This window comes from Blastococcus sp. SYSU D00669 (assembly GCF_054050715.1).
On record NZ_JBJGZV010000021.1, the window covers coordinates 35,094 to 51,700 of the forward strand.

The following is a 16,607-nucleotide window of genomic DNA, read 5'->3' on the forward strand; positions in this document are numbered from 1 at the left end:
CGCCCGCGCGTGCTCGGTGAACACCGCGGCCCCGGGCGGCGCATGCTGTGCCGGTGCCGAAGATGCGCAGCGACCGGGAGACGACCGGCGCCGAGACCGCCGCCCCGGAGGCGCCCAGGGCGCCGGCGCCCGCGGCCGGGCCGGCAGCGCCGGGGACGGCGGCGCAGGAGCCGGCCCCGGAAGCAGCGCCGTCCCGGCCGGGCGCGGCGCGGCGGCTGCTCGGGCGCACGCTGAACGGCGCGTGGAACGACGACATCTTCAGCGAGTCGGCGGCCGCGGCGTTCTGGCAGACGCTGTCGGTGCCGCCCCTCCTGCTGGGGATGTTCGGCACGCTCGGCTTCGTCGGCGGGATCTTCGGGCCGGACGCCGTCGAGGCGGTGCAGCGCTGGATCATCCAGCTGACCGGCGGATTCTTCAGCCGCGAGGCGCTCGACGAGATCGTCGTCCCCACCGTCGCCGACATCCTCAACACGACCCAGGCGGGTGTGGTCTCGGTCGGCTTCGTGCTCTCGTTCTGGTTCGGCTCGTCGGCGATGGCCGCGTTCGTCGACGCCATCACCCGGGCCTGGGACCAGTACGAGATCCGCAACCTGGTCTGGCAGCGGGTGCTGGCGGCGGTCATGTACCTGGTCAGCCTCCTGACCGGCATCATCGCGATCCCCGTGCTCACCCTCGGCCCGGAGCGGCTGGTGCCCGTGCTCCCCGACTCCTGGGAGGGCCCGGTCAAGGCCGTCGGCAACGCGCTCTACTCACCGCTGACCGGCCTGGTCCTGCTGCTCGCGCTCACGACGCTCTACAAGGTCGCGCTGCCGCTCAAGCCGCCGTGGTACCGCGGGCTGCCCGGCGCGCTGCTGGCCGCGCTGGTGTTCCTCGCCGGGACGACCGGGCTGCGCCTCTACCTCGACTGGATCGCCTCCACCGGGTACACGTACGGCGCGCTGGGTGCCCCGATCGCCTTCCTGCTGGTGACCTTCTTCATCGCCTTCGCGATCATCCTGGGCGCGCACCTCAACGCCTCGGTCCAGGCGCTGTGGCCGGCGCAGCTGCGCGACCGGCGCGGCCGCTGCGAGAAGCTCGGTCCCGGGACGCCGGCGCTGCGGCGGGCGGTGCACGAGAACCCCGCGGCCGCGGCGGCCCTGCTCCGCCAGCTCCGCTGGCGGGTCGAGCCCCCGCCGGGCGACGCGGGGGATCAGCCGGTGGAGAAGTCGGCGCGGTAGCGGCGCTGCTCGTCGCGGACCGGCTCGCGCAGGTCCACCCGGAACTTCTCCACCGACGACGCGCCCGACCCGTGCGCGTGCAGCGTCTCCTTGGTCGCGGCGAAGTTCGGGTGCTCGAAGTGGGCGGCGAGCGACGCCTCGTCCTGCCACCGCTCGACCACCTGGACGACGTCGTCGTCGACGGTGTCGGCGGTGAAGGCGTAGGCCAGGCAGCCCGGCTCCTCCGTGCGGGTGCGGCGCACCAGCGGCCGGATCGCGGCCAGCAGCTCCTCCCGCCGCGCGGGCTCCACCTGGATCGTGCCGACGATCAGGATCTCCACGCCGGCCACGCTAGCGGCGCCCGCCGTGTCCAGTCGTCGTCCACCCGGTTGCAAGAGCGCCGCCCCAGCGTGGCGCCATGACGAACACGACGAACCCCCCGACCCGGACCCTCGGCTGGCGGCTCGCCCTGGTGGCCGGTGGCGTCGCCCTGCTGGCCGGCGGCGCCCTGCACCCCGACGCCGACGCCCGCGACTCCCTGCGCGAGGAGCTCGCGACCATGACCGCCGACCCGGCGTGGGTGCCCGGGCACGCGCTGCTCGTGGTCGGCATCGTGCTGGTGCTCACCGGCCTCTGGACGGCGTACCGGCAGCGGGTCTGGCCGCGCACGACCGACCGCGCGCTCGTGGTCGCGGTCGTCGCCTTCGCCCTGTACGCCGTCGAGACGGTCGTCCACCTGGCCGCGGCCGCCGACGCGCACGCGCTGCACCACGGGGACGCCGCGCCGGTCGCCTTCACGCACATCGGCCTGGCCGCCGTCCTCTACCCGCTGAGCGGCGCCGCGCTGGTCGTCCTGGCCGTCACGCTGGGTCGGGCCCTCGGCGGCGCGGCCCGGTTCGCCGCCGTCCCGGGCGTCGTCGCCGGACTGGCGCACGCGGCGTCGGTGCCCCTCACCCTGCTCCTGCCCGACACGGAGTTCACGCCGGTCTTCGCCGCTGCCGGTGTGCTCATGGCGGTCTGGGCGATCGCGACCGGCCTGGTCGGCGCCGGGCGCCGGGCGCCGACGCCCGTGCGGGAGCTCGAGCCGGTCGGCTGACCGGGGGCGACGGCGCCGGACTTGGGTCCGGCGCCGTCGTCGTGCCCCTAGCATCCGCGCCGTGCAGGTCCGGGTGCTCGGGGGGCTCGACGTCGCGCTGGACGGGTCGGCGCCCGACCTGGGCGGGCCCAAGCCGCGGGCGATGCTGGCGCTGCTGGTCGCCGCGGAGGGCCGGCCGGTCTCGGTGGCGCACCTGGTCGACCAGATCTGGGGCGAGGACCCGCCCGCCCGCGTGGAGGCGTCGCTGCAGTCCTACGTCGCCCGGCTGCGCCGGGTGCTCGAGCCCGCGCGGCGCGCCCGCGCCACGGCCGACCGGCTGCGCACCCACCCCGGTGGCTACTCGCTGGCGCTCGGGGTCGAGGACGTCGACGCGCGGCGCTTCGCCGACCTGGTGCGCCGCGCCCGCGGGGCCACCGGCGCGGCAGCCGAGGCGCTGTTCGACGAGGCGCTCGCGCTGTGGCGGGGCGAGCCTTACGCCGGGCTCGCCGAGAGCTCCCCGTCGCTGGCCGCCGAGGCGGTCCGGCTCACCGAGCTGCGCCTCACCGCGCTCGAGGAGCTGTGGGAGCTGCGCCTGGGCCGCGACGACCGCACCGCCGCGGCCGAGCTCGAGCAGCTGGTGCGCCTGCACCCCTCCCGGGAACGCCTCTGGGGCCTGCTGGCCCTCGCCCAGTACCGGGCCGCCCGGCAGGCCGACGCGCTGGAGACGCTGCGGCGGGCGCGGGCGCACCTGGCCGACGAGCTGGGCATCGACCCCGGCCCCGCGCTGCGCGACCTCGAGGCGGCGGTCCTCCGGCAGGACCCCCAGCTGGCGCCCCGCCCGGCGCCGGCCCCGGAGCGCGTGCCGGACGAGCCGGTCGACGGCCCCGGCCTGGTCGGCCGCGACGCCGAGCTCGCCGCCGCCGGGCAGGCGCTGGCCGGCGCGGCCCGCGGGCGCGGCCGCGTCGTCCTGGTCAGCGGTGAGCCCGGCATCGGCAAGACGCGCTTCACCGAGGAGCTGCTGACCCGCGGCGCCGCCGCGGGCTTCCGCGTCGGCCGGGGCACCTGGGAGCCCGACGGCGGCCCGCCGCTGCAGGGCTGGACCGCGGCCGCGCGCGGCGCCTTCGGCCGCGACGACGTCCTCTCCCCCACCCGCGGCGCGGAGCGCGACGCCGCCGCCGAGAGCTACCGGCTCGCCGAGTCGCTGGTCGACGCGGTGGCCGCCGGTCCGCCGGCGCTGCTGGTCCTGGACGACGTGCACTGGGCCGACTCCGACAGCCTCCGGCTGGTCCGCCGGGTGGCTGCCCGGCTGGCCACCGTGCCGGCCGTGCTGGTGGTCGCGCTGCGGACGACGACCGCCGACACCCCCGCCGCCGTCGCCGACCTGCTCGGCTCGCTGGCCCGGCTCGACCCGCTGCGGGTGGAGCTGGCCGGCATCGACGCCGGCGCCGTCGTGGCGCACGTGGGGGCGACCACCGGGGTCGAGGTCTCCGACGAGGTGGCCGCCGAGCTCGTCGCGCGGACCAGCGGCAACCCGTTCTTCGTCACCGAGGTGGTGCGGCTGCTGGCCGCGGAGGGCGCGCTCTCCCGACCGGACGCGCCGGCCTGGCGGTCGGTGCCGCGGGGGGTGCGGGACGTCGTCCGGCAGCGGCTGGCGCAGACGCCGCCGGCCACCGCCGAGGTCCTCGCGGTCGCCGCGGTGGCCGGCCGCGCCTTCGACGTGACCGTGGTGGAGCAGGCGACCGGGCGGTCGGGGGCCGAGGTCGACGAGGCGGTGGAGACCGCGCTCGTGCTGGGCCTGGTCGAGGAGTCCGACCCCGGCCGCTACCGGTTCACCCACGCCCTGGTGCGCGACGCGGTCTACGAGACGCTGCGCGCGCCGGCCCGCGCCCGGGCGCACGCCCAGGTGGCGGCTGCCCTGGAGGACCGGCACGCCAGCCGGGTCGCCGCGCACGCCGCGGAGCTGGCCGAGCACTACCGGCTGGCCGGTCCGGCGCACGCCCGTTCGGCCTGGACCTTCGCCCGCCGCGCGGCCGAGGCGGCGGCGGCCCGGTCGGCGCACGAGGAGGCGCGACGGCTGTTCGCCTCGGCCGCGCAGCTGCAGGAGCAGGACGGCGCGGTCACCGACGCCGAGCGGGAGACCGTGACCCTCGGGTTGTCGCGGGCACTGCGCCGGCTCGGCCGGCCGCTGGAGGCGTGGCCGCCGCTGGCGGCCGCCGGGGAGCTGCGGCTGCGCCGCGGCGAGCCGCGCCGCGCCGCGGAGGTGCTGCTGGAGATCACCGACGGCGCGGTGTGGGGCTGGCGGATGCGGGCCGACGTGGACCGGTCGGCGATCGAGCTGTGGCGTGCGGTGCTGGACGGCGACCTGCCGCCGGCGCTGCGGGCGCGGGTGGAGGCGGCGCTGGCGCTGGAGCACCTCTACGCCCCCGACGGCGCGGCCGCCGGGACGGCGCTGGCCGACGCGGCGCTCGCGCGGGCGCGCCGCGACGACGTCGGCACGGCGGACCGGATCGCCGTCCTGCACCTCGTGACCGCGCCGCTGTCCCGGCCCGGCCTGGTGCACCGGCGGACCGCCGTCGTCGACGAGCTCGTCGAGCTGCTCACGCGCACCGGGGAGGGACCGGGTCTGGCCGTGGCGCTGACCCAGCGCGCGGTCGCGCGCGGGGAGGGCGGCCGGCTGGCCGAGGCGCGGGCGGACCTGCTGCGCGCCGAGCAGCTGGCCGAGCGGCACAGCCTGCCCCAGGTGCTGCTCATCGCCGGCTGGGCGCTGGCGCTGCTGCGGCAGGTGCACGGCGACCTGGCCGGTGCCGAGCAGGACCTCGCGCGGCTGGCGCGGCTGGAGCAGACGCTGGCCATGCCCGGCGGCGGGATCGCCGAGGGGCAGCTCGCCACCATCCGGGAGGCCCAGGGCCGCCTCGCCGAGATGGAGCCGACGCTCCGGCAGGTGACCGCGCACCCGCTGAGCCCGCTGCGCGACCTGCACGCGCTGGCCCTGCTCGCGGCCGGTCGGGAGGACGAGGTGCGGCGGCTGCTCGGCCCGTGGGCGGAACAGCCGCCGATCCTCGACGACTACCTGTGGACCAGCCTCACCGTGCTGCGCGCGCGGGTGTGGCTGGCGCTGGGCGACGGCGACGCCGTCCGCGACCTGCGCCGGGCGCTGACCCCGTTCGCCGACGTGTTCGCCGTGGGCGGGATGTCGGCGCTGTTCTCCGGCAGCGTCGCGCACACCCTGGCCGAGCTGGCCGCCGCCGAGGGCGACGTCGCCGCGGCGCGGGAGTTCGGGGAGCTGGCGTTGCGGCGGCACCGCGCCGCGGGGCTCCCGGAGTGGGCGGACCGGACGGAGAAGCTGCTGGCCCGGCTGGCATGAGTCAGGGCGTCGCCGTGCCGTGGACGACCAGGGCGTGCCTGCGGAACGCGCGGCGGGCCAGCTTCGGGACCAGCCAGCGCACCGGCGGCGGCGCCGCGGAGAGCATGTGCGCGATGACGGCGGGGTCGCCCTCGTACTGGATCATGCCCATGACCAGCGACATCTCCGCCCGGGGCGTGCTGGCGCGGGCGCGCACACCCATCTCGGCCCACTCGGCCGCGGTCAGGGTGCGGGCGACGATGGGCAGCAGCCGCTCCTCCTCGGCGTCGAGGTGCTCCGCGAGGAGCACGTAGAGCTCGTCGAACAGGGCGGCGAGCCGGTCGCGGTCGGCCGCCGCGGCGGTGGCCACCCAGCGGGGGCGGAGCTCGTCGATCCGCGCGAGCAGGGCGTCGACCTTCTCGTGCTGCGCCTCCATGAGCCGCACGATCGGCGCCAGCTCCTCGGGCACCCGCTCCAGCAGCACCGGCCAGAGCAGCTCGTCCTCGCTGGTGTGGTGCTGGTGCAGGCCCCGCCCGATGAGGTCGAGGTGCGCGTCGACGACCCGGGCGCGCGCCACGTCGCCGTCGGCCACGCGGCGGACGACGCCGCCGGCGAGCCGGAACTCGCGGCGGAAGAGCGTGTGGACGGTGTTCATCTCGCTGGTGTCGATCGGGGCGGTGGTGGCGGTCATCGCGGTCTCCTCGGTGCGTCGGGATTACCTGCGCAGACCGTCGTCCACCCGGTTTGCACTCGTCTTGCAGACGGCTGGACGGAATGCGCGGCCACTCCGCGGGCACTACACAGGGCGTGACCGCCGCACCGCCGTCCACCGTGCCCCTCGACGACCGCTTCGCCCGGGAGCTGCCCGAACTGGCGCTGCGGTGGCAGGCCGACGAGGCGCCCGACCCGCAGCTGCTGGTGCTCGACGAGGAGCTGGCGGCGGAACTGGGCCTCTCCCCCGACTGGCTGCGCAGCCCGGCCGGCGTCCGGTTCCTGGTCGGAAACGAGGTGCCGGAGGGCGCGACCCCGGTGGCGCAGGCCTACGCGGGGCACCAGTTCGGCTTCTACTCGCCGCGGCTGGGCGACGGACGGGCGCTGCTGCTCGGGGAGATCGGCGGCCGCGACCTGCACCTCAAGGGCTCGGGGCGGACGCCGTTCTCCCGTGGCGGCGACGGGCTGGCCGCCGTCGGCCCGATGCTGCGCGAGCACGTGGTCAGCACGGCGATGCACGCGCTCGGCATCCCGACGACACGGTCGCTCGCGGTGGTGGCCACCGGCCGGCCGGTGCTGCGGGAGACGGCGCTGCCGGGCGCGGTGCTGGCACGGGTGGCGAGCAGCCACCTGCGGGTGGGCTCCTTCCAGTACGCGCGGGCGACGGGGGACGTCGACCTGCTGCGCCGGCTGGCCGACCACGCGATCGCGCGGCACCACCCCGCCGCCGCCTCCGCCGCCAACCCGTACCTCGCGCTGTACGAGGCCGTGGTGACGGCGCAGGCGTCGCTGGTGGCGCGGTGGATGCTCGTCGGCTTCATCCACGGCGTGATGAACACCGACAACATGACGATCTCCGGCGAGACCATCGACTACGGGCCCTGCGCGTTCCTGGAGGCGTTCGACCCGGCGACGGTCTACAGCTCCATCGACGAGACCGGCCGGTACGCGTACGGCAACCAGCCGGTGGTGGCGGAGTGGAACCTGGCGCGGTTCGCCGAGTCGCTGCTGCCGCTGATCGACGAGGACCCGTCGCGGGCGATCGAGCTGGCCGTGGCGGCGCTGGGCGGGTTCCGGCCGCAGTACAGCGCGGCCTGGTCGGCCGGCATGCGGGCGAAGCTGGGACTGCCCGAGGGGCTGGCCGACGAGGTCGCCGACGGGCTGGTCGACGAGCTGACCGGTCTGCTGCGGGCCGGCCACGTCGACCACACGTCGTTCTTCCGGTCGCTGGGGGCAGCCGCCCGGGGCGACGCCGACCCGGCGCGCAACCTGTTCCTCGACCTGGCCGGGTTCGACGCGTGGGCCGCCCGGTGGCGCGCGCTCGGCCCGGACGCGGAAGCGATGGACCGGGTCAACCCCGTCTACATCCCGCGCAACCACCTGGTCGAGGAGGCGCTGACCGCGGCGACCGACGGCGACCTGACGCCGCTGCGGGAGCTGCTGGAGGCGGTCACCCGGCCGTTCGACGAGCGCCCCGGCCTCGAGCGCTACGCCGTCCCCGGGCCGGAGAACTTCGCCGCCACCTACCGGACCTTCTGCGGGACCTAGGTCCCGAACGGGTGCTCGCCCCTCGGACCGGTGGTGCTCCCGTGACACCGGTGGCGACGCTCCCGCGCGAAGTGCTCGACGCCGCGGCCCCCGTGGCCCACTCTCTGGCCCCGCAGCGAGACCAGCTGACGGCGGAGGTGGGACGTGAAGGGCCAAGCAGGGATCGACTACCCGGAGGAGCGGGAGGCGGTCGACGTCCAGGCAGCGGGCCGCGACGACCTCGTGCAGAGCTTCGTGGAGCGGGTGGACGAGCGGGTGCTCGTGCTGACCGTCGGCGAGGACCGCACGCGGCGGCGCGTCCGTCTGGAGCCCGGCGAGCAGCTGGAGCTGATCTGGCGCGGCCCGGGCGAGATGCGGGTCCTGCCGACCGAGCTGGTCGGCGTGCAGCCGTCGGGGAGCCGCCCCACCTGGGAGGTGCGGCCGACCGGGCCGGCCGGCACCGGCCAACGCCGGTCCGCCGTCCGTGCCGCGTTCACCTTCGCGGTGGCCCTGCGCATCGGGCAGGTGGAGGTCGAGGCCACCGGCGTGGACCTGAGCGAGACCGGTCTGCGCTGCTGGCTGCCCCTCGCGTCGCTCGCGGGCGCCTCGGGCGAGGACGGCGGGAGCACCGCCGCAGCCGGACCCGCCGAGGGGACCGCCGTCGTTGCCACCGTGCACCTGGGCTCGCACGAGGTCCCCGCCGACGCCGCCGTCGTCCGACAGCGCACCGGTGAGGGCGACCGCCTGGAGCTGTCCCTAAAGTTCGTCGACCTCGACGACCGCCTCGCGGACGCCGTCCGCCGCCGGGTGTTCGCCGAGCTGCGCGAGTCCCGGGCCCGCGAGCTGCGCTGACCCGGTCACCGGTCCCCGTCACCCGTTCGGGTGGTGGCAGGGCGCTTCGACGATCAGCGGGGGCGGCTGCCGGCCGAGGGGAAGGACGTGAAGGGGAACCCGGGGGTCGACTACCCCGCCGAGCGCGAGAGCGTCGACGTGGCTGCAGGCAGCCGCGACGACCTCGTGCAGAGCTTCGTCGACCAGGTGGGCGACGACAGCCTCGTCCTCACCGTCGGCGAGGACCGCGACCGCCTGCGCGTCCGGCTGGAGCCCGGCGAGTCGCTGGAACTGCTCTGGCGGGGGCCGAGCGGGATGCGCGTCGTCCCCGCCGAGCTGGTCGCGGTGCGCATGGGCACCCGGCCCACCTGGGAGGTCCGCCCGACCGGCCCGGCCGCGAGCGGGCAGCGCCGGTCGGCCGTCCGGGCCCCGTTCACCTTCCCGCTGACCCTGCGGTTCGACGGCGCGTTCGTCGAGGCGACCGGGGTGGACCTCAGCGAGGCCGGCGTGCGCTGCTGGCTGCCGCTGGCGTCGCTTCCCACCCGCCCCGCCGACGCGGGCGAGCCCGGGCAGACCGGGCCCGTGCCGGCCGAGCGGGCCGCGATCGCGATGACGCTGCGGCTGGGCGAGTCCGCCGTCGAGTGCGAGGGCGTGGTCATCCGGCGGCGCGAGGGCGAGGGCGAGCGCCTCGAGCTCTCCGTCCGGTTCGCCGAGCTGGACGAGCGGCGGGAGGACGTCATCCGCCGCCGCGTCTTCGCCGAGCTGCGCGAGCAGCGGGCCCGCGGCATCCGCTGACCACGCGCGACTCCTCGGTTGGCAGCCGGGTCGCGGGGTACGGGGCCTGGCACGGGGACGGACCGCCCACCGGCGGCCCGGCACGCCCTATGCCGAGGGGGACGACGATGGCACTGCCCGGACCCGACGTGGTCCCGAAGTGGGTCGGCAGGACGGTGGTCGACCAGGACGGCGCCGAGCTCGGCGTGTGCCGGGCGCTGCTGACCGACGACGCCACCGGCCTGCCGGAGTGGCTCTACGCCGAGGTCGGCGAGGCCACCGTGGTGGTCCCGCTGGTGGACGCGACCGAGGACGGCGACCGGGTCCGGGTGGCGTTCAGCGGGAACGTCGTCCGCGAGGCGCCGCCGCCCACCGGCGACACCGAGCACCTCTCCGCCGGCGAGGAAGCGGCGCTCTACCGGCACTACGGCATCGAGTACTCCGAAGAGGTCTCCGAGACCCTGCTGCCCGCCGACGAGCCCGCTGACGAACCCACCGGCGAACCCGCCGGCGGGCCCGCCGGTCCCGGCGGCGCCCGGCGCGGCGGGGCGGTGGCGGCCGCGCTGGCCGGCCTCGCGGGCCTCGCCGGCCTCGCCGCCCTGGTCGCCGTCGTGCTCCGGCTGCGCCGGCGGCCCCGGCCGTCGGCCGGCCGGCCGGACGTGCGGGCCCTCGCGCTGCCGGTGGCGACGGCCCTCGGCCGTGCCGCCGGGGCGACCGGCCGGGGGGCCGTCACCGCCGCGGCGTCGGCCGTGGCGCTGGGCCAGGTGCTCGGGACGGCGACCCTGCCGCTGCTGTCGGCCACCGGCCGGCTCCTCGCCCGGGGCGCCGGCGCCGGGGCGGCCGGCGTGGCGCAGGCCGCCGGTGCGACCACCCGGCTCGCCGGGGCGGTCGCGCCCGTGGTGGCCGCGCGCGCGGCCGCGGTGGGCCACGCGGGCGTGGACGCCGTCCAGCGGCTGGGCCGCACCGTTGACGTGGTCCCCGAGGCGGTGGCCGAGACGGGTGAGCGGCTGCAGAAGGGGGGCCGCAAGCTGACCCGCCAGGTCTCGCTGGGGCTGGGCCTCGGCACGGGGTACGTGCTCGGCGCCCGCGCCGGTCGGGAACGGTTCGAGCAGATCAAGCAGGCCGCCGTCGGCCTCGCGGAACGCCCGGAGGTCCAGCAGGTGCTGGGCAGGGTCGGGAGGGGGCCGCGGCCGGCAGCCGGCGCCACCACCGTCGACGTCGTCGGCGGGCCACCGCTGGCCGACGACGGCATCGCCGTGGTCACCCCGGTCGAGCCCCTGCTGCCGCCCGACCCCCTCGACGGACCTCCCGGAACTCCCCCGGGCAGCTGAGCTGCGGGTAACGTCCGGCGCCGCGACCGTGTCGACGGAGGGGTGCCAGGACGCATGGCGGCGAACGCGCGGATCGGGCCGGTCGAGCGGGCGACGAACCGGTCGTGGGACGACTGGCTGGCGTTCATGGACGGCATCGGCGCCCGGGACCTCGACCACCACGAGATCGCGCTGAAGGTCTACGCGGAGCTCGAGGGCACCATCGAGCAGCTCGGCTGGTGGACCCAGGCCGTCACGGTGGCGTACGAGCAGCACATCGGCCGGCGGATCCCGGGCCAGCGCCCGGACGGCACGTTCCAGATGAGCGTGAGCAGGGCGACCCCGCTCGGGATGGACGAGCTGATGGACCGCTGGACGGCCTTCGCGGCGGCCGACGACACCGTGCAGGGCGTGATCGTCGACGGGACGCTGCGGGTGAGCGGCACCGACCGGCGGATCACCTGGCGGGCCAAGGCCGCGGACGGCTCGGCGGTCACGGTCACCAGCGAGCCGAAGAAGCACGGCACCGCCTCGATCATCGCCACCCAGACCGGGCTGCAGACGCTCGAGCTCGACGACGAGGCCCGGGAGCGCTGGGCCGCCGTGCTGGCCCGGTTCCTCGACGGCGTCGGCTGAGGCGGACGGCCGCCGCGGCCGCCAGCGTGCCCAGCGAGTTGGTGGCCAGGTGCAGCAGCACGGGGGCGAGCAGGCTGCCGGTGCGCAGCCGCAGCCGGCAGAAGAGGAGGCCGGCGGCCGCCGTCCCGGAGCAGCCCAGCAGCACCGCGCCGGTCGTGCGGACCGGCCCGCGGACGACGTCGTTGGCGGCCAGCGCCTCGTACGTCGGGCGGACGTGCCAGACCCCGAAGAGCGCGGAGTCCGCGGCGACGGCCGCGCGCTGCGGCAGCAGGCGCTCGAGCGCGGCCAGCAGCACCCCGCGGAAGGCCACCTCCTCCCACAGGACGGTGCCGAGCGGGACGCGGACGAGCGTCTGGTGGGCCACCTGCGCGCCGTCGAGCGCGCCGACCCGCGCGTCGGTGAGCAGCGGGCGCAGCGCCGGCACGGCCAGCGCGGTCGCGTACCCCGCCGCGACGGCGGCGGCGGGGGGTCCACCTCCGCGGAGCCCGGCGCGCAGCCGTCGCCGGGACAACCCCAGCTCGGGCCAGGTCAGCCCGGCCGCCCGGGCCGCCGTTCCCGCCGCGGTCGCCGCCGCCACGTTGGCGACCACGTACGACCCGGGCAGCCGCGGGACGACCAGGTTGTTCCACGCGGTCAGGACGACGGCGAGCCCGCCGGCCAGACCGAGGACCCGGCGTCGGCCTCGTGCGCGAGCATGCACCGGTGGTGTCTTCCCGCGGCACGCGTCGGCTCACCGCGCTGCTCGGCGTGCCGTGCACGGCGGCGGTCGCCGTCCACGGCGAGCTGTCGGCGGGCGCGCTGATCGCGGTGGCCGGTGCCGGCCTCGCGCTGGCGGCCGTCGGGCTGGCGCAGCGGGCCGGCCGGGCTGCCCCGCCGGTCGGTCGGCGCGGCGTCCCGTGGCTGGTCCTGCTCGTGGCGGCGGTCGGCTGGGAACTCGTGCTGCTGGGGGTCGACGGGGTCCCGACGCTGAGCGACCTGCTGGACCCGGTCCTCGCGCACCCCGTCGTCCGGGGACCGGCCACGGTCGGCTGGCTGGTGCTCGGCTCGTGGCTGCTCCTCCGGCCGGGCCACGAGGACCGGCCGTGAGCGGATCCGCCGTCAGCCTCACGGGGTTCGCCGTGCTGCTGGCGGCAGCCGTCGCGCTGGAGGTCGCGGGCCGTCGCCGGCCCGGGCGGACGGCGACGGCCGGTCAGGCTGTGGGCGCCGCCATGCGGACGGCTCCCGGGCGGCTGGCGGTGCTGGCCGGCTGGCTCTGGCTCGGCGTGCACTTCCTCGCACGCTAGAAGCGGTAGTGCAGGACGATGGTGCCCTTGCGCGACCAGGCCGTGCTGTGCGCCGACAGCCGGTAGTACAGGCGCAGCACGGGCGGGAACTGCGCGATCTCGGGTTCGCGGCTGAGCAGGATCTCCCTGACCAGCCGCAGCCGGGGGTTCCAGCCCTCGAGCTCGCTGGGGTCGTCGAGGCCGGGGAACCGGAGCAGACCGGAGACCCCCTTGGTGCCGGGGGTGTGCCTGGTCGCCCAGATGGCGAACTTCGGGTAGCTGTTGAAGACGACCTCCCCGCTGGGGAAGTGGTCGATCAGCCGGTCGAGCAGGGTGACGACCTGCTCCCGGTCCAGGAACCCGATCAGGCCGTCGGCGACGACCACGGCCGGGCGGCCGGTCGGGACGGCGTCCAGCCACCCCGCCGTGGTGACGTCGGCGCTGATCGCGTGGGCGTTCGGGCGGTCCGATACCAGGCCCGCCCGGGCCTCGACCACCGCAGGGAGGTCGACGTCGTACCAGTCCACGGTGGACGGCGGGTCGAGCCGGACGGCACGGGTGTCGAAGCCCGCGCCGAGGTCGAGGCCCACGGCGTCCGGGTGCCGGGCGAGGAACGCCGAGACGACCTCGTCCATCTTCTTCGCCCGGAGGGCGGCGTTGAGCCGCAGGTTGGTGTCGATGTGCAGCCGCTCGTAGTCGTAGCCGAGCGTGCGGACGATCTCGTCGGCCATCGCGTCGCCGAGCACCGGGTTCGGCGAGCGGTTGTCCAGCGCCCGGCAGCAGAGCGTCACGAACAAGCTGTCCTCGAGCGGCGTGAACGCCGGCAGTGTGGTGGCCATGGGTCCGTCCCTTCCCGGTCGTCGCGGCTGCGGCCCCCCTCCCGCCTCTCCCTGCACGGCCACCCAAGCGCAGCCGGCGCACCCCGGGGCAGGGCGCTAAGGCCCTGTCCCGGTTGGCCGGCGCGCTCTGCGGGCAGAACTCCTGGCGACCCAGCTCGTCGATCCAGGAGATGCCATGACCCGGTCCACCCGCGTCCGCCCGCTGCGCGCCACCGCGGCCGCCTTCGCCATCGCCGCCGCGTCGCTCACGACGGTCGCCTGCGGATCGGACGTCGTCGACGACGGCGTCGAGCAGAACGTCGAGGACACGGTCGAGGACGCCGAGCGGGAGGTCGAGGAGGGCACCGACGGCGGGGAGGGCGACGGCTGAGCAGGGGCCGCCCGGCGGTCCAGCCACACCACGGGGCGTGGACCGCCGCGCCGGCGTCGGAGGGAGTGCCCGAGCAACCGCTGCGGAGGCATCATGGACCTCCCTCGGCCCCCGATCCGGCAGGGGCGCGGGCACCTCTCCAGGAGGGACGCCATGAGGTCTCGAGCCGTCCGGCCGGCAGCCACGGGAGCCACCGCGACCGGGGCATCGGCGACAGGAGCACGGAGCATCGCCTTCGCCTCCGTGCTCGCCCTCGCCTCGGGGGCCTCGGCCTTCGGCGCCGTGGCGATCTGGCACCTGGCGATCCGCAGGCTCGCGATCGAGCGGATGAGGGTGGGCTCGCTTGAGATCGACGACCTGAGGGTGCGCCACCTGCACGTCCTCGAGCAGAGCTGACCGACCGGCCGTCGGTCGTCCACCCGTGAGCGTCCCCGAGGAACCCGACACGCGGTACGCGCGCCTCGGCGCCGAACGCATCGCGTACCAGGTGGTGGGCAGCGGACCGCCCGACCTGGTCCTGTCGGCAGGGACCTTCACCAGCATCGACCTGGACTGGGAGGACGCGGCGCTGGCCGCCATGTACCACCGGATGAGCCGGTTCTGCCGGCTGATCCGGTTCGACCGCCGCGGCTCGGGTGCCTCGGACCCGCTGCCGCTGCGTTCCCTGCCGCCCTGGGAGTCGTACACGGAGGAGGTCCTCGCGGTCATGGACGCCGTCGGCGCACGCCGGGCGGCCGTGATGGGCGTGTTCGACGCCGGCCCGATGGCGGCCCTGTTCGCCGCCACGCATCCCGGCCGGACGGTCGCGCTCGTGCTCGTGAACACCGCCGCACGGATCCTGCGTTCCGACGACTACCCCATCGGCACCGATCCGCAGCGCGCCGCCGCCGTGGTCGACCAGATGGCCGCCACGTGGGGGTCCGAGGAGCAGGTGCACCTCCAGGTGCCCAGCCGGTCCTCCGACGAGCGGTTCCGCCGGTGGTTCGCCCGCTACACCCGCAGCATCGCCAGCCCCGGCGCCGTCCGCGCGTACCTGACCGCGATGCTGGAGGTGGACGCGCGCCCCGCGCTGGGCAGCGTCCGCGTGCCGACCCTCGTGATGCACCGCAGGGACTACGCGATGTACCGGATCGAGCATGGCCGGTACCTGGCCGACGCCATCGCCGGTGCGACCTTCGTCGAGCTCCCGGGCCGCGACGGTCCCCTGGCCTGGGAGCACCCCGAGGCGGCGGTGGACGCGATCGAGGAGTTCCTCACCGGCGCACGCAGCAGCACCTCGGCGGAGAGGGCCCTCCTGACCATCGTGTTCACCGACGTCGTCGGCTCGACGGGGATCGCGGACCGCCTCGGGGACCAGAGGTGGCGCGAGCTGCTCGACCGGCACGACGACACCGCCCGGCAGGTGGTGACGGCGTTCGGCGGCCGGCTCGTCGAGACCGCCGGCGACGGTGTGCTGGCCACCTTCCCGGGTCCCGGTCGGGCGATCGAGGCCGCCCTCGCCCTCCGGGACGCCTGGCGCAGGTTGCGCCTGGACGTCCGCATCGGCGTGCACACGGGCGAGGTGGAGCTGCGGGGTCCCGGCATCGGCGGGATCGCCGTGCACATCGCGGCACGTGTCATGCAGGCGGCCGGGGCCGGCGAGATCCTGGTCTCGCGGACCGTGCGCGACGTGCTCGTCGGATCCGGCATCCCCCTCGACGAACGGGGCCGGCATGCGCTGAAGGGCGTGCCGCAGGAGTGGGAGCTGTTCTCCGTCGCGTCGTGAACCGCTCGGCCTCAGCCGAACTGCCGGTCGAACGCCTCGCGGACCCCGGTCACAGCGGCGACCACCCGGAGGTGCCGCCCGGTGACGCCCTCGTTCCAGATCCCCCGCTCGGCGTGCGGCCAGGCGTATGCCGGCGCCCCGTCGTCCAGCAGGTCGGTCAGTCCCGGTTCCCCCAACGCGGCGGCCGAGAACTCGTAGAGGTCCGGGAGCCGGGGCGCGATCGCCCCGTAGTCCAGCGCCCGGGCCAGGGGCTGCTCGCGGGCGATCGCCTCCGTCAGCGGCACCTGCAGCGGGTAGGAGCTCGGGAAGGAGCGGCGCAGGTCGAGGAACAGGCACACGGTGGGCCCGCGCGGGTCGGCCAGCACCGGACCCAGCGCAGCCAGGGGCCCCAGGGCGAGACGTGGTCGGGCCACGAGCGCGTGGGTGAAGAGGACGCGCAGGAGGGCCACGTTCATCATGAAGCGTTCCGCCGGGAGCTCGGCCGCCGCGAGGTCCTCGTGCGCCAGGTAGGCGCCCACGATGCTGGCGTTGTGGGCGCGGTACCAGGCGGCGGGACCAGGGGCACGGAGGAACCGTCCCCACAGCTCGACGCTGCCCGCGCTCGGTGTCCCGGGCGCGCCGGCGGTCAGCAGGTCGGCCTCCACCTTGTCCCGCAGCAACCGGTCGTTGACCGCCCGCCACCAGGGGCTGCCGGGCCGCCGGCCGGCAACCGGCGCGAGCACGCCCCTGCTCAGCTCCCACCGCAGGAAACCGAGCTCGGCCGCGGCGTACCGTCTCCGCGGCCCGGAGGCGTCCCGGTAGAACCGCGCGGCGACCTCGTACCGGCCGGCCGGCTCGTCCCGGACACGCGCCACGGCCCGGGTCGCTGCCGCGGCCGCATCAGCCATCGCACGCCGTCCAGTCGGGTCGGGCTCATCAGGGTGTCGCACCGGCGGTTGCGGCGGCATCATGCGGAACCGCGGGGGCCG

Annotated in this window: 18 protein-coding genes; 13 read left to right on the forward strand and 5 right to left on the reverse strand. The window is 76.5% G+C overall.

All coding sequences use genetic code 11. The features are described 5' to 3' along the window. Nucleotides 1-62 precede the first annotated feature (62 nt). Nucleotides 63-1,217: a YihY/virulence factor BrkB family protein gene (locus tag ACI8AF_RS15815; protein ID WP_456540745.1), complete on the forward strand. Its 1,155-nt coding sequence runs from the start codon at nt 63-65 to the stop codon at nt 1,215-1,217. Here the strand turns inward: ACI8AF_RS15815 and ACI8AF_RS15820 are convergent. After that, entirely contained in the window at nt 1,190-1,537 is a 348-nt protein-coding gene (locus tag ACI8AF_RS15820; RefSeq protein ID WP_456540682.1) for a putative quinol monooxygenase, read from the reverse strand. The genes ACI8AF_RS15815 and ACI8AF_RS15820 overlap by 28 nt on opposite strands. Before the next feature lie 77 nt (nt 1,538-1,614). Here ACI8AF_RS15820 and ACI8AF_RS15825 point away from each other — a divergent pair, with 77 nt between their 5' ends. Both ACI8AF_RS15825 and ACI8AF_RS15830 read left to right on the forward strand, forming a co-directional pair. Beyond that, entirely contained in the window at nt 1,615-2,292 is a 678-nt protein-coding gene (locus tag ACI8AF_RS15825) for a hypothetical protein (protein WP_456540683.1), read from the forward strand. Nucleotides 2,293-2,353: 61 nt separating this feature from the next. Then, the gene (locus ACI8AF_RS15830) at nt 2,354-5,635 is read left to right on the forward strand and encodes a BTAD domain-containing putative transcriptional regulator (RefSeq protein WP_456540684.1); all 3,282 of its coding nucleotides are present in this window, start codon (nt 2,354-2,356) and stop codon (nt 5,633-5,635) included. 1 nt (nt 5,636) lies between these two features. On the opposite strand, the gene ACI8AF_RS15835 is transcribed toward ACI8AF_RS15830, so the two are convergent. Continuing rightward, nucleotides 5,637-6,305: a hemerythrin domain-containing protein gene (locus tag ACI8AF_RS15835; RefSeq protein ID WP_456540685.1), complete on the reverse strand. Its 669-nt coding sequence runs from the start codon at nt 6,303-6,305 to the stop codon at nt 5,637-5,639. A 116-nt stretch (nt 6,306-6,421) separates the two neighbouring features. Between ACI8AF_RS15835 and ACI8AF_RS15840 the strand changes: the two genes are divergently transcribed. The 5 genes from ACI8AF_RS15840 to ACI8AF_RS15860 all read left to right on the forward strand — a co-directional run bounded on the left by ACI8AF_RS15840 (nt 6,422) and on the right by ACI8AF_RS15860 (nt 11,403). Next, entirely contained in the window at nt 6,422-7,873 is a 1,452-nt protein-coding gene (locus ACI8AF_RS15840) for a protein adenylyltransferase SelO (protein ID WP_456540686.1), read from the forward strand. 144 nt (nt 7,874-8,017) lie between these two features. Beyond that, a complete protein-coding gene (locus ACI8AF_RS15845; RefSeq protein WP_456540687.1) occupies nt 8,018-8,704 on the forward strand; it encodes a PilZ domain-containing protein in 687 nt (228 codons plus the stop codon). 87 nt (nt 8,705-8,791) lie between these two features. Further along, nucleotides 8,792-9,478 (forward strand): PilZ domain-containing protein, encoded by a 687-nt coding sequence (locus tag ACI8AF_RS15850; RefSeq protein WP_456540688.1) that lies wholly within the window; start codon nt 8,792-8,794, stop codon nt 9,476-9,478. A 107-nt stretch (nt 9,479-9,585) separates the two neighbouring features. Beyond that, on the forward strand, nt 9,586-10,788 hold the full coding sequence (locus tag ACI8AF_RS15855) for a hypothetical protein (protein ID WP_456540689.1): 1,203 nt from the start codon (nt 9,586-9,588) through the stop codon (nt 10,786-10,788). 54 nt (nt 10,789-10,842) lie between these two features. After that, nucleotides 10,843-11,403, forward strand: a complete 561-nt coding sequence (locus ACI8AF_RS15860; protein ID WP_456540690.1) for a hypothetical protein — start codon at nt 10,843-10,845, stop codon at nt 11,401-11,403. On the opposite strand, the gene ACI8AF_RS15865 is transcribed toward ACI8AF_RS15860, so the two are convergent. After that, on the reverse strand, nt 11,303-12,103 hold the full coding sequence (locus tag ACI8AF_RS15865; protein ID WP_456540691.1) for a CPBP family intramembrane glutamic endopeptidase: 801 nt from the start codon (nt 12,101-12,103) through the stop codon (nt 11,303-11,305). The two genes, ACI8AF_RS15860 and ACI8AF_RS15865, sit on opposite strands and share 101 nt — an antisense overlap. A 2-nt stretch (nt 12,104-12,105) precedes the next feature. On the opposite strand from ACI8AF_RS15865, the gene ACI8AF_RS15870 reads away from it, so the two are divergent. Then, nucleotides 12,106-12,489, forward strand: coding sequence for a hypothetical protein (locus ACI8AF_RS15870; RefSeq protein ID WP_456540692.1), 384 nt, complete (start codon nt 12,106-12,108; stop codon nt 12,487-12,489). Beyond that, nucleotides 12,486-12,686, forward strand: a complete 201-nt coding sequence (locus ACI8AF_RS15875; RefSeq protein ID WP_456540693.1) for a DUF6186 family protein — start codon at nt 12,486-12,488, stop codon at nt 12,684-12,686. The genes ACI8AF_RS15870 and ACI8AF_RS15875 overlap by 4 nt, the downstream gene beginning before the upstream one ends. Here the strand turns inward: ACI8AF_RS15875 and ACI8AF_RS15880 are convergent. Beyond that, entirely contained in the window at nt 12,683-13,504 is an 822-nt protein-coding gene (locus ACI8AF_RS15880; protein WP_456540694.1) for a class I SAM-dependent methyltransferase, read from the reverse strand. The two genes, ACI8AF_RS15875 and ACI8AF_RS15880, sit on opposite strands and share 4 nt — an antisense overlap. A gap of 175 nt (nt 13,505-13,679) precedes the next feature. On the opposite strand from ACI8AF_RS15880, the gene ACI8AF_RS15885 reads away from it, so the two are divergent. From ACI8AF_RS15885 to ACI8AF_RS15895, 3 genes are all read left to right on the forward strand, one after another. Beyond that, entirely contained in the window at nt 13,680-13,874 is a 195-nt protein-coding gene (locus ACI8AF_RS15885; protein ID WP_456540695.1) for a hypothetical protein, read from the forward strand. Nucleotides 13,875-14,117: 243 nt separating this feature from the next. Beyond that, a complete protein-coding gene (locus ACI8AF_RS15890) occupies nt 14,118-14,270 on the forward strand; it encodes a hypothetical protein (protein WP_456540696.1) in 153 nt (50 codons plus the stop codon). 25 nt (nt 14,271-14,295) lie between these two features. Continuing rightward, complete coding sequence (locus tag ACI8AF_RS15895; RefSeq protein WP_456540697.1) at nt 14,296-15,639, forward strand: adenylate/guanylate cyclase domain-containing protein; 1,344 nt, start codon at nt 14,296-14,298, stop codon at nt 15,637-15,639. An 11-nt stretch (nt 15,640-15,650) separates the two neighbouring features. Here ACI8AF_RS15895 and ACI8AF_RS15900 read toward each other — a convergent pair whose 3' ends face one another. Continuing rightward, the gene (locus tag ACI8AF_RS15900; RefSeq protein WP_456540698.1) at nt 15,651-16,493 is read right to left on the reverse strand and encodes a hypothetical protein; all 843 of its coding nucleotides are present in this window, start codon (nt 16,491-16,493) and stop codon (nt 15,651-15,653) included. Between the last annotated feature and the right edge of the window lie 114 nt (nt 16,494-16,607).

Excerpts from the sequence above, each read along its gene's own strand:
- ACI8AF_RS15815 (WP_456540745.1), top strand. The coding sequence starts at position 63 with ATGCGCAGCGACCGGGAGACGACCGGCGCCGAGACCGCCGCCCCGGAG.
- ACI8AF_RS15825 (WP_456540683.1), top strand. The coding sequence starts at position 1,615 with ATGACGAACACGACGAACCCCCCGACCCGGACCCTCGGCTGGCGGCTC.
- ACI8AF_RS15835 (WP_456540685.1), bottom strand. The coding sequence starts at position 6,305 with ATGACCGCCACCACCGCCCCGATCGACACCAGCGAGATGAACACCGTC.
- ACI8AF_RS15855 (WP_456540689.1), top strand. The coding sequence starts at position 9,586 with ATGGCACTGCCCGGACCCGACGTGGTCCCGAAGTGGGTCGGCAGGACG.
- ACI8AF_RS15860 (WP_456540690.1), top strand. The coding sequence starts at position 10,843 with ATGGCGGCGAACGCGCGGATCGGGCCGGTCGAGCGGGCGACGAACCGG.
- ACI8AF_RS15880 (WP_456540694.1), bottom strand. The coding sequence starts at position 13,504 with ATGGCCACCACACTGCCGGCGTTCACGCCGCTCGAGGACAGCTTGTTC.
- ACI8AF_RS15885 (WP_456540695.1), top strand. The coding sequence starts at position 13,680 with ATGACCCGGTCCACCCGCGTCCGCCCGCTGCGCGCCACCGCGGCCGCC.